The organism is Clostridium sp. BSD9I1 (assembly GCF_900185645.1).
GTDB lineage: Bacteria > Bacillota > Clostridia > Clostridiales > Clostridiaceae > Clostridium_AK.
In genome coordinates this window covers 166249-178811 of the sequence record NZ_FYAM01000027.1, presented here as the reverse complement: position 1 = coordinate 178811, position 12563 = coordinate 166249, and the positions used below count along the sequence as shown (strand labels likewise).

10 protein-coding genes and 1 other annotated feature are annotated in these 12563 nt (G+C 32.9%); of the genes, 1 reads left to right on the top strand and 9 read right to left on the bottom strand.

Annotated elements, in window-relative coordinates:
- Window positions 1-87: 87 nt before the first annotated feature.
- From murB to BSD9I1_RS17750, 3 genes are all read right to left on the bottom strand, one after another.
- Window positions 88-1005, bottom strand: coding sequence for a UDP-N-acetylmuramate dehydrogenase (gene murB, locus BSD9I1_RS17760; protein WP_186431432.1), 918 nt, complete (start codon window positions 1003-1005; stop codon window positions 88-90).
- A 202-nt stretch (window positions 1006-1207) separates the two neighbouring features.
- Window positions 1208-3076 (bottom strand): excinuclease ABC subunit UvrC, encoded by a 1869-nt coding sequence (uvrC, locus tag BSD9I1_RS17755; RefSeq protein ID WP_186431431.1) that lies wholly within the window; start codon window positions 3074-3076, stop codon window positions 1208-1210.
- A gap of 117 nt (window positions 3077-3193) precedes the next feature.
- Complete coding sequence (locus BSD9I1_RS17750) at window positions 3194-3799, bottom strand: metal-dependent hydrolase (protein WP_186431430.1); 606 nt, start codon at window positions 3797-3799, stop codon at window positions 3194-3196.
- Window positions 3800-4012: 213 nt separating this feature from the next.
- Window positions 4013-4273: a binding site (T-box leader), on the top strand.
- 59 nt (window positions 4274-4332) lie between these two features.
- Between BSD9I1_RS17750 and tyrS the strand changes: the two genes are divergently transcribed.
- Entirely contained in the window at window positions 4333-5553 is a 1221-nt protein-coding gene (tyrS, locus tag BSD9I1_RS17745) for a tyrosine--tRNA ligase (protein WP_186431429.1), read from the top strand.
- Between the two features lie 21 nt (window positions 5554-5574).
- Here the strand turns inward: tyrS and BSD9I1_RS17740 are convergent, their stop codons facing one another.
- The 6 genes from BSD9I1_RS17740 to uvrA are packed head-to-tail and all read right to left on the bottom strand — an operon-like array spanning window position 5575 to window position 12554.
- Window positions 5575-6474, bottom strand: a complete 900-nt coding sequence (locus BSD9I1_RS17740) for an HD domain-containing protein (protein WP_186431428.1) — start codon at window positions 6472-6474, stop codon at window positions 5575-5577.
- Window positions 6446-6631 carry a hypothetical protein gene (locus BSD9I1_RS17735; RefSeq protein ID WP_186431427.1) on the bottom strand — a complete coding sequence of 62 codons (186 nt, stop codon included), beginning with the start codon at window positions 6629-6631 and terminating at the stop codon, window positions 6446-6448. Before BSD9I1_RS17735 ends, BSD9I1_RS17740 begins: the two co-directional genes overlap by 29 nt.
- The gene (locus BSD9I1_RS17730; RefSeq protein WP_186431426.1) at window positions 6624-8054 is read right to left on the bottom strand and encodes a penicillin-binding protein 2; all 1431 of its coding nucleotides are present in this window, start codon (window positions 8052-8054) and stop codon (window positions 6624-6626) included. The genes BSD9I1_RS17735 and BSD9I1_RS17730 overlap by 8 nt, the downstream gene beginning before the upstream one ends.
- Before the next feature lie 4 nt (window positions 8055-8058).
- Window positions 8059-9261, bottom strand: a complete 1203-nt coding sequence (locus BSD9I1_RS17725) for an FtsW/RodA/SpoVE family cell cycle protein (protein WP_186431425.1) — start codon at window positions 9259-9261, stop codon at window positions 8059-8061.
- An 18-nt stretch (window positions 9262-9279) separates the two neighbouring features.
- Window positions 9280-9711, bottom strand: coding sequence for an FHA domain-containing protein (locus BSD9I1_RS17720; protein WP_186431424.1), 432 nt, complete (start codon window positions 9709-9711; stop codon window positions 9280-9282).
- Window positions 9712-9728: 17 nt separating this feature from the next.
- The gene (gene uvrA, locus BSD9I1_RS17715) at window positions 9729-12554 is read right to left on the bottom strand and encodes an excinuclease ABC subunit UvrA (protein ID WP_186431423.1); all 2826 of its coding nucleotides are present in this window, start codon (window positions 12552-12554) and stop codon (window positions 9729-9731) included.
- Window positions 12555-12563 lie beyond the last annotated feature (9 nt).

Sequence of the window (12563 nt, the reverse complement as noted above, 5' to 3'; positions counted from 1 at the left end):
TTGGTATAAATATGTATTAATATCTGCTAAAAATAAAAGTTAAGGATATATACATATGTACTTTATCCTTAACCTTTAAATGTAATATTATTTCTCTTCGCCTACTATCATAACTTCTGTATGAAGATCAACGTTGAAATTTTCTTTTACTGTTTCTTGAACCTTTTTAATCAAGTCTAAAATATCCTGAGCATTTGCATTTCCCTTATTTATAATAAATCCTGAATGCTTTGATGAAACTTCTGCATCCCCTATGTTTATGCCTTTTAGCCCACTGTCTTCTATTAGCTTTGCCGCAAAGTAACCCTCAGGTCTCTTAAAAGTACTTCCCGCAGAAGGATATTCTAGTGGCTGCTTTTCTGTTCTTCTTCTAGTCAAGTCATCTATTCTTTCATGTATCTTTTCACACTCACCATTTTGAAGCTCAAAGGTTACTTCAAGTACCGTATATCCGTATTTAATAATGGCACTCATTCTGTATCCAAGTTGTAATTCTTCCTTAGATAACTTCTTTATTTCCCCATCCTTATCTATGACAAGTGCCTCTTTAATTATTTGGGATATTTCTCCATTATATGCTCCTGCATTCATAGTAAGTGCTCCACCTATACTTCCAGGTATTCCAATTGCAAATTCAAATCCTGTAAGGCATTCATCTGCCGCTGCCTTCGAAGTCTTTGAAAGTGATGCACCAGCCCCTGCTGTTACCTTATTCTCACTTATACTTATGTTATCAAGTCTTGTAAGTTTGATAACAATTCCTCTTATTCCGCCATCTCTTACAAGAAGATTTGATCCATTTCCTATAATGAAATATGGTATATGATTTTCATTACAATGTTTTATTAAGTATTGTATATGCGAATAATCCTTTGGAGTTACTAATATGTCCGCTGGACCCCCAACTTTAAAAGATGTATGTGATTTCATTGGCTCATCTATTTTTACATTTTCTTTACCTAAAATATCGTACAATTTTATAGCAAATTCTTTATAACAGCTCATAGTATATTCTCCTTAACATCAAAATTAATACATAAATAAGTATAAAGGATAAGTACCACTTAATCAATATTTATAAAGTCAATTAATAATGAATAAGGTGGAAATAAGTCATTAATGTGGAAACTAAATTATCTGAATTTTATCCAATTTTATAGAATAATAATCAGTAGCTTCCACCCATTAATTATAACTATTAATTATACTATGCATTATCTTTAAAAAATTCCACTATATTTTGTGCAGATTTTTTATCTATAGATGGAGTTTCTAAAATTTCCTCAAAACTTGCCTTTTTTATGCTTTCTATGCTGCCAAATTTCTTTAACAGTTCTTTTCTTCTTCTTTCTCCAACTCCTGGTATATCATCTAATATAGAATGAAAAGTTGTTTTATTTCTCAATGATCTATGATAGGTTATTGCAAATCTATGAACTTCATCTTGAATTCTGGTAATGAGTCTCATTATGTTAGAATGTTTTTTAATAGGAAGTTCTTCATTATTATATATAAGCCCTCTTGTATTGTGCTTATCATCTTTTACCATACCACACACAGGAATATCTATGTTAAATCCTCTTAATACTTCTAAAGCTATATTCACCTGACCTTTTCCACCATCCATGAGTATTAAATCAGGAAAAACACAAAACTTTCCCGAGCTTACCTGGAGATTCTTTTCACTTATGGCCCTAATTTCATCTAACCCATGCTGAAACCTTCTTGTAATAATTTCCCTCATACTTCCATAATCATTTGCTCCAACTACACTATTTATCTTAAATCTCCTATAATCACTATTTTTGGATTTACCGTTTTCAAAAACCACCATACTTCCAACTGAATCCATGCCTTGTATATTGGAAATATCATAAGCTTCTATCCTCTTTGGAATGTCTTCTAAGTTTAGTATTTCACTGAGTTCTCTTAAAGCTACTTCATAAAGTTCTTTATCTTGAAGTATTTTAATTTTAAATTGCTCTAAGGTTATCTTTGCATTCCTTCGAACCATATCTAAAGTATCTCTTTTATCTCCCCTTTGAGGAACTTTAATCCAAACTTTAGAACCACGCTTCATAGTAAGCCACTGCTCTAAGAGTTCTTGTTCATCAATATCCTCTACATATATGGACTTAGGGATAAATGCTGCTGCTCCATAAAAACTTTTTATAAAGTCCGATATTATTTCTTTATCTTCCATATCCGCTGAATTCTCTATAATGAAGTGTTCTCTTCCAACTATTTTTCCTTCTCTTAAGAAAAACACCTGAACGCACACATCTTTTTCATCTTTGTAAAGACTTATAAAATCCTCATTTTCAAAGTTAGAAGTTATAATTTTTTGCTTTTCTGTTACTTTTTTTATTGCATTTATCTTATCCCTAAAAGCTGCTGCCTTTTCAAACTGGAGACTTTCTGCTGCCTTTTCCATTTTAGCTTCTAAATCTCTTAAAATATCTGCAGACTTGCCAGAAAGAAGACTTGTAATATCACTTATTATACTTTTATACTCTTCCTTACTTATAAGCTTTGCACAAGGTCCTTTACAGAGACCTATATGATAATTCAAACAAGGTCTTATACTTTCTTTATCTTCTTCTTTTATAACTCTTTTACAAGTCCTTATAGGAAATATCTTTTTTATAAGTTCCAATGTTTCATAAACCGCCGATACATCAGTATATGGACCAAAATATTTTGCTCCATCCTTTATGACATGTCTTGTTACAAATACCCTTGGAAAGTCTTCTGTAGTTGTTACCTTGATAAATGGATAGCTTTTATCATCTTTAAGTAATATATTGTATCGAGGTCTGTGCTTTTTTATTAAGTTACACTCTAATATAAGTGCTTCCATTTCTGAATCGGTAACTATATACTCGAACTCCGCTATATTTTTAACCATAGCCCTTACTTTTTCTGAATGATTACGTGAACTTTGAAAATACTGTCTTACTCGATTTTTAAGCACCTTGGCTTTTCCTACATAAATAACTTCGCCTAAAGCATTTTTCATTATGTAAACTCCAGGTTTATCTGGTAATACTTTTAAATGATATTCAAAATCAAACATATTATCACCTCTCTTTTAGTATTTAGGTAAGAGGTTCTAGGAACTAGGTTTGGAAAAATTTTACCTAGGCAAAATTTAAAAACTTTTCCCTTGTACCTATAACCTTTAACCTAATACCTAGCTAAATATGCTCGGAAAGCTATATATAACATATAAAAGCCCCGCTACAATTATCAGAGTTTCTATAAAATTTCCTATAAAGGAATTAGTCTTAAATGTAATTGGAAGTTTAATGTTTTTTTCCTTGAAAGGATATAAAAGAGGTACTCCCCTATTTGTTGCCATGTCACAAAGTAGGTGAAGACCATAACCTAGCATAAAGTAATAAATTAAATTTCTTATTTCATATGCATTTCCTATATATGCTATTTGAAATGCAAATAATATCATTCCCATAAGACTATGAGTAAGACCTTTTCTATGAGATGAAACAGCTATTAAAATCAAAAATATTCCTATAGTCTTTATATAAGGTTCTTTATCATATAAAAAACTATACCATAAAAATATAATACCACTGCAAGCATATAATACAACCTTAGTCATCTTATTTTTAAAAGGCAGTATATATTGATTAATTATGCTTTTAGGGTGATCTATATCTGGAAGCAATGATGCAAATGTTACCACAGCTAATCCAGTCAAACTCACCTTATCAGGTAATTTATTATAAAGTAGCAAATAAGTAACTATACCTACACCTGCATGTGTCTTTCCTTTCATAATTATCCTCTCTAATTTTCTACGACTTTGAACTATTTATTTTTTTGCTTATTTTAACCCTATTATACATAAACCTATTAATAATTAATAGCGAACATAGAAGATTTATGTTGAATAGTTACTATTCAACAGTTAATAACTAATAAGCATTTCATATATCTTGAAATGCTATATTGACATTTTATTATATTGGTGCTAAACTACCAACCATACAACAAAACTGCGACGAGAAGAAGTAGAAATCATACGTTTTCAACAGAAAGCTACCGGGTGATGAGAGGTGCAGAAAACAGATTTTGAATACATCTCTGAGTGGCACACTGAAAAGATTTTATATCTTAGTAGGCTGTTGCCGGGTGCGACCGTTACATCGCTAAGGTATAAGCACTTTTGTGCCGTACCTGATGAGGTTTACACAGTGATGTGTAAATAAAATTGAGGTGGTAACACGTGAGCAATACTCCCGTCCTCTGCATAATGCAGAGAACGGGAGTTTTTTATTTTATATCAATTTATTGGAGAGGATGAACGTAATGAAAAATGCACAGGAACAATTTAAAATTATTATGAAAGGAGTAAATCAGGTTGTTAGCGAAGAAAATTTGATGCAAAAGTTAGAAAAAAGCATTGCATCAAATACCCCCCTTATAGTTAAGCTTGGTCTAGATCCTTCTGCTCCAGATATCCATTTAGGCCATGCTGTTGTACTTCGTAAAATTAAGCAAATGCAGGACTTAGGCCATCGGGCAGTAATTATAATTGGAGATTTTACAGGCAGAATTGGCGATCCATCAGGCAAAAGCAAGACACGTAAACCGTTGACTACTGAGCAAGTACTAGAAAATGCAAAGACTTATAAGAATCAGATTTTTAAAATCCTGGATAAGAAAAAAACTGACCTTAGGTTCAACAGCGAATGGTTATCAAAGCTAAATTTCGAAGACATACTAAAGCTTGCAGGTAAAGTTACTGTTGCTAGAATACTTGAAAGAGATGACTTTGAAAAAAGATATAAAAATAATGAGCCTATTGGACTTCACGAATTTTTCTACCCATTAATGCAAGCATATGACTCTGTAGAAATAAAAGCAGATATCGAAATGGGCGGCACAGATCAAACTTTTAACATCCTTATGGGTCGAACCCTGCAAAAAGATTATGGTCAGGATAGTCAAATTGCATTATTTATGCCTTTGCTTGAAGGTACAGATGGAATTGAAAAAATGAGCAAAAGTCTTGGCAACTACATTGGTATACATGAAAATGCGGTTGATATTTACCAAAAGACTATGACTATTCCAGATAGCCTTATTATTAAATACTTTGAACTTGCAACAGATATTCATCCAGATGAAATTGAGTTAATTAAGATAGAGCTTAATAATTCAAATACTAATCCTCGTGATGTTAAAATGAGACTTGCAAAAGAAATAACAGCCTTGTATTGCGGATCAAATGAAGCAGAAATTGCTGAGGATCACTTTAAAACTGTTTTTCAAAAAAATCTAATACCAGATGATATAGCTGAATTCAATTTATCCTCTGATTGTCTTATAAGCCATGGCCAAATTGATCTTGTAAAAATCATGGTTATAAATGGGCTTGCTAAGAGTAATAGTGAAGCCAAACGACTTATTACCCAGAATGCCCTGAAAATAGATGGAGAAAAGTTTAATGAATTTATAATGGTAAATCCACATAATAGCTTCACCATTCAAATTGGGAAATCTAAGTTTATTAAAATAAAAATATAGGGAAATTGCAAAGCAATTCCCCTATATCTTATTCTCAATGGCATTTACAACTTGACTATCTATAATATCTGCCATATTTAAAAGTATATCCTCTATTCCCTTTGGTTCAAAGTTACCAAATTGACCATGATGAGAAAGTATTGAGTAACATATATCATCTAACTCTTCCTCTGAAAGAACATTGCCTACTTCTACATTTATTTCTCTTACATATCCTGCTCCAAGTACTAAGTGATCTAACTTTATGTCTTTTCTTCTTATTATTCCCTTATAATCATATTCCTTAGTTTTCATTATATCGTGAATAATCGCCTTAAGCATGAGTCTATCTTTATTAATTACCTTAGCTGCACTCATATAGAAGGGATTTGTTATATAATCCTTCACTACGTTCTCTACAGCTTTCATAACTCCCACTGTATGAAGGAACAATCCTCCTCTTTTGTTGCCATGAAACTTTTCGGCTGCCACACAATTTATAAAGGCATCCCATCTCTCATCATTATAACCCATGGCTCCAGTGGCTGCAGTGGCTATCTTTTGATATTTTTCTTCCATATCTAACACCATATAATTAAAATAATCTATTAATTCTTCTGGTATATCGTATTGTGGTACAAAATCCTCATAATTTACTCCTTCCATAGAAACGGAGTTTATCATTGGATTTCTTACTTGAACATTTCCATTAAATCTAGCTACGATACCTGTTACATTTATTAACGTATTTACCTCTACTATGGTATTTAATTTATCATAGTTGGTCCATACAGGGAAGGCTATACTTCCTGTGTTATCTTGCATTATAAGTAATAAGTAGGGGGTCCCATCTTTTTTATAACCAGTTCTTTTATCACTAACTAAGGCATTAAAATCCACCTGTTCCCCATTTTTAAGCTCTCCTATTTCCTTTATCTTCACCAAAATTCCCCTTTCCATAATACTTATTTTGATAAACAGAGTTCTTAGCTTCAGACGGAGTTTTTACTCCAGCTGAAGCTAAGAACTCGTTATCCATGGACGTAGCTGCCGTTGCCTCCCAGCTTGATAGAAGCGGAAGCTTACGGCAGTTAGTCATCGGATAAAGCTTCTTTTATAACTCCTGAAGCTATGCTTGCTGCTAAAACTCCTCCTTGACCACCATCTTCAACTATAACTGCCAAGGCTATTTCAGGATTCTCATATGGAGCAAATCCTATAAACCATGAATGAGGCTTTGCTCCACTTCCTTCTTCTTTATGGTCTGCAGTACCGGTTTTACCTGCTACCTTTATTCCGTATACAGATGCATTTCCTCCTGTACCTTGAGCCACAACTTCTCTCATATAATTTTTTATTATCTGTGCATTTTCCTTTGTTGTAACATCATCTATCTTCTGTGGTTTCACTTCACTTACTAAGCTGTTTTTACTATCCATAACCCCTTTTACTATGTGAGGCTTCATCATAGTTCCATCATTTGCTATGGTACTTGCTACTAACGCCATTTCCATAGGAGTTGAAAGTACTGTAGACTGTCCTATAGCACTTTGAGCTATATTACCTTTTTCATAACTTTTAAAGGATGGAAATTTACTATTTTCAATTACAACTCCATCTGCTGGTATATCTTTGTTGAAGTAAAACTTTTCTGCGGTATCTTTAAGTTTACTATTTCCAAGATCAATACCTAAACTTCCAAAATAAACATTACTTGAATGTATAAAGGCTTCTTTAAGACCTATATTGCCCAAAACTTCTCCGTTATAGTTCTTTAGAGATTCCTTTTCATTAAATACCAGTACCCCTTTATCTTGAATTTTTTTATTCCTGATATCATCGATATTTTCCAACGCGCTTATCGCAGTTATTACCTTAAAAGTAGAACCTGGGGGATACATACCTGAAGTTGCCCTATTGAGCAATGGCCTATCTTTATTGGAATTAATATTTTTCCAATTCTCCTCAAGATTATTAGGATTAAAGGATGGCTTTGATATTAAAGCTAATATTTCTCCTGTTTTTGGATTCAGCGCTACCACTGCCCCCTTGTTATTTCCTAAAAGTTCATAAGCCTTCCTTTGTATATCAAAATCTAAGGTAGTTTTTAAATTACTCCCGTATTTCTCTTTTGTCTGTCCTGGTAATTTTAATATATTCAATAAAGTATCTCTTATGCTGCTTGTAGATAATTCTTTATCATATCTTCTTTCAAGTCCAGTAATTCCATACCTAACATCTACATATCCTAAGGCATGAGCAAATGCTTCTCCACCTTCATAGCTTCTCTTTTGAGTTTCAGTATCTACTCTAGTACTTTTAGAAAGCACCTTCATATTTCTATCAAATATACTTCCTCTTAAAACTTCATCTCTCTTAGCCCACATACGTGCATTATACTGGCTATTTACAATTTTCGGTGCAACCATTACTTGAAAATATGTTATGTATGATATTAACCCCACAAAACATATTAAAAATATTATCAATACTTTTTTTATATTATCCGATATATCCTTCATAATCTTATCTTCCCTCTTCAGAAACCTTTTGTATTATACCTAGTGCAAAAAACGTACTAAGCATGGAGCTTCCACCGTAACTTACCATAGGCAGTGTTATACCAGTTAGCGGTATCAGGTTTATTACCCCTCCAATTATAACAAATACCTGGCAAGCTATCATCGCACTGTATCCAACTGTAATAAGTCTTGAAAAATCATCTCCTGCATATATAGCTGCTCTCATACACCTGTAAAAAAGTAAAAAGTATATAAGTATAATGGCAAATCCCATTAGTATTCCAAGTTCCTCACATATTACAGAAAAAATAAAATCTGTTGTCCTTACGGGTATATATTTAGGATACCCAAGTCCTAATCCTGATCCTGTAAGTCCACCCGATGCTATGGCTAAGAGAGACTGTACAACTTGATAACTTTTATCCGTAGCATATGGCCAAGGATTCTTCCAAATCAAAACTCTAAGCTTTACATGGTCAAATAATCCATAACTTATAACTGCTCCTAGTGCAAATAGTACTAGACAAACTAATACATATTTAAAATTAGATGTAGCTATGTATAGCATAGTAATGGATATTCCAAAAAACATTAATGCACTTCCAAGATCCCTTTGTAAAACCATAAATCCTAAACTTAACATAACAACTATTCCCGGTTCTATTAAGTTTTTAAAGTCTTTATAATCCTTCAAGGCCGCTGATAAATATGCAACTAAAAAAAGTTTCCCAAATTCCGACGGCTGGAAGCCAAATCCTGCAATACTTACCCAGTTTTTTGCCCCATAAGTCTCTTTTCCCATGAGCGTACCCATTGCCATAAGTATTAAGGTTATACCTAAGTATATATACTTAAATTTTACAAATCTTTTTAAGTCTGGCAGGATTACAACTATTAATATAAAACCTGTAACCCCTATAGCAAACCATACTATTTGTTTTACAGCAGTTGCAGTATCTATTCTGTATAGCATTATAACCCCTATAACGGCTAAAATACTAGAAAATATAAATATAAATTTATCTCCTTCTGAAAAAAATCTCCTTATTATAAAATAGGAATATCCTATAAGAAGACAGGTTGCCAGTGCCATAAGCATAGCACCCTTATCAAAAGGCTCCTTTATTATTGTTAAATTAAAAAACCCTACTATACAAAGCAAATATGTATATTTTAAGAGCTTTTTCTCATCTTTTCTGGTATCCAAAAGACCACCATCCCAAAATTAAATTAAGAACTTAAGTACTGTATTTCCTATTTTTATAATGTCTCCTGTTTCTAAGTACTTCTTTCCTTCTATTTGATCATCATTTACCAAAGTACCGTTAGTGCTTCCTAGATCTTCAATGATATAATCTCCAGACTTCGCATAAATCCTTGCATGTTTTCCAGAAACATAAGGATCATCTAGCATAAATGTATTATCTTCTTTTCTTCCTATGGTTATTTGACCTTGGAGGGGGATCACCCCTCCTCTTTTTAAATTATAGCTATTCCCAGGTTCTATGATTTCTAATCCTGCAGCCTTCTTTTGAGATTTTTTTCTCGTTCCGCCCTTTATATCTTTATTCATTATTCTAAGGGCTGTAAAAATTATCATATAGACTATAGCTATTATAATTAAAGTAAATATTGGGCTTAGCTTAGCCAACAACATAAATCACCTTCTTTTTATCATTTCAACATCTTTTTAAGATAAAATCCTGTATAGGAGCCTACAGCTTCACTTATATCTTCTGGAGTTCCTGTTGCAATTATAGTTCCTCCCTTTGCTCCACCCTCTGGCCCTAAATCTATTACGTGGTCTGCACATTTTATTACATCTAAATTGTGCTCTATAACAACTACTGTATTTCCTGTATCTACAAGCCTTTGAAGTATAGTTATAAGCCTGCTTACATCATCTATATGCAGTCCTGTAGTTGGTTCATCTAATATATACAGGGTCTTTCCTGTACCTCTTTTGGAAAGCTCATAGGCAAGTTTAATTCTTTGCGCCTCTCCACCAGATAGCTGAGTTGAAGGCTGCCCAAGTCTTACGTATCCAAGTCCCACATCCATAAGTGTTTGAAGCTTATTTTTTACTCTTGGAATATTCTGAAAGAACTCTAATGCTTCCTCTACAGTCATATTAAGTAAATCATCTATATTTTTACCCTTATATTTTACCTCTAAAGTTTCTCTATTGTATCTTTTGCCCTTACAAACTTCACAAGGAACATATACATCAGATAAGAACTGCATTTCTATCTTTATTATACCATCGCCCCTGCAAGCCTCACACCTTCCACCTTTTACATTAAAGCTAAACCTTCCCGGCTTATATCCTCTTAATTTGGATTCTGAAGTACTTGAATATATTTCTCTTATTATATCAAACATTCCAGTATAGGTAGCTGGGTTTGACCTTGGAGTTCTTCCAATAGCACTTTGATCAATATTAATTATTTTGTCAATATTTTCTACACCTTCTATATCCTTATGTCTTCCAGGCATATCTTTAGAATTATTCAGTTTTTTGTTTAGCCCTTTATACAGTATTTCATTTACTAGTGTACTTTTACCTGAACCCGAAACCCCAGTAACACAAGTTAAAACTCCCAGTGGAAATTTCACATTTACGTTTTTTAAGTTATTTTCGTTAGCACCCTTTATGGTTATATAGTTACCTGAAGTTTTTTTTCTTTCACTTGGTAATTCTATTTTCTTTTTACCGCTTAAATATTGACCAGTAATTGATTTTTCATTTTTTATTATATCATCAATAGGGCCTTCTGCAACTATTTCTCCACCATGTTCTCCTGCTCCAGGACCAATGTCAACTATATAATCTGCAGCTTTCATGGTATCTTCATCATGTTCTACCACAATTAAAGTATTTCCTATGTCTCTTAAATGCTGTAATGTGGATATTAATTTGTCATTATCCCTTTGATGAAGCCCAATACTTGGCTCATCTAATATGTATAAAACCCCAACTAAACTTGAACCTATTTGAGTTGCAAGCCTTATTCTTTGTGCTTCTCCACCAGATAACGTTCCTGCGGTTCTAGCCAAATCCAAATAATCAAGACCTACATCTATAAGAAAGTTTAATCTACTTCTTATTTCCTTTAATATCTGGTTACTTATTATCTTTTCTTTTTCTGTAAACTCTATTGAATTTATAAACTCCAATTCTTCTCTTATAGCCATAATTGTAAATTCATATATATTTTTCCCTCCAACTGTTACTGCTAGAGGTCCTGGGCTTAGCCTTGCACCTTTACATTTTGGACAAGGATTATTACTCATATAGTTCTCTATGTCATTTTTCATAGCTTCTGAATTGGTCTCAAAATACCTTCTTTTTAAATTATTAACAACTCCCGGGAAGGCATGATAAAAATCTGAAGTCTTACCATCCTTAGTGTATGTAACTTTTATCTTTTCTCCATTTAATCCATATAAAAGCATATCTACTATTTCAGCAGGAAGCTCTTCTATTGGAGTATCTAATTTAAAGTTATATGCCTTCGATAAAGATTGTAATATACCGTAAGTCCACGACTCTTCCTTTAATACACTGTTAGCCCAAGGGAGGACAGCGCCTTCCATGATACTTTTGCTCTTATCAGGAATTACTAAACTTTCATCAATTTCTAACAGTGTTCCAAGCCCATCACATTCATTACACTTTCCAAATGGCGCATTGAAGGAAAATGTTCTAGGGGATATTTCTCCAACGCTTATACCGCAATCAGGGCAAGCAAAATTTTCGCTAAATAAAATATCTTCTCCGTCAATTATATTTACGATAATAATACCTTCTCCAAGTTTTAAGGCTGTTTCAATAGAATCCGACAACCTGCTTCTTATATCATTTTTTACCATAAGCCTATCTACTACTACCTCTATGGTATGTTTTTTGTTCTTTTCAAGTTTTATCTCTTCATCCTCTAAATCCACAGTATTTCCATCTATTCTAGCTCTTACATATCCATTCTTTTTTATATTTTCAATTAACTTGACATGTTCACCTTTTTTCCCTCTTATAATAGGACCTAAAACTTGTATTTTAGTTCTTTCAGGTAATTCTAATATTTTATCTACCATTTGATCTATTGTTTGCTTTTTTATTTCCTTACCGCAACTTGGGCAATGTGGAATTCCAACCTTTGCATATAAAAGCCTTAAATAATCGTATATTTCTGTTACAGTTCCAACGGTAGACCTTGGATTTCTGCTAGTAGTTTTTTGATCTATTGAAATTGCTGGTGAAAGTCCCTCTATGTATTCAACATCTGGTTTATTCATTTGCCCCAAAAATTGTCTTGCATAGGATGATAAAGATTCTACATATCTTCTTTGCCCTTCCGCATACAATGTATCAAAGGCAAGGGATGATTTCCCTGAGCCTGAAAGTCCAGTAAAAACTACGAACTTATCTCTTGGAATTTCAAGGCTTACGTTTTTTAAATTATGAACCTTAGCGTTCTTTATAATTATTTTATCAATCATAAATTTATT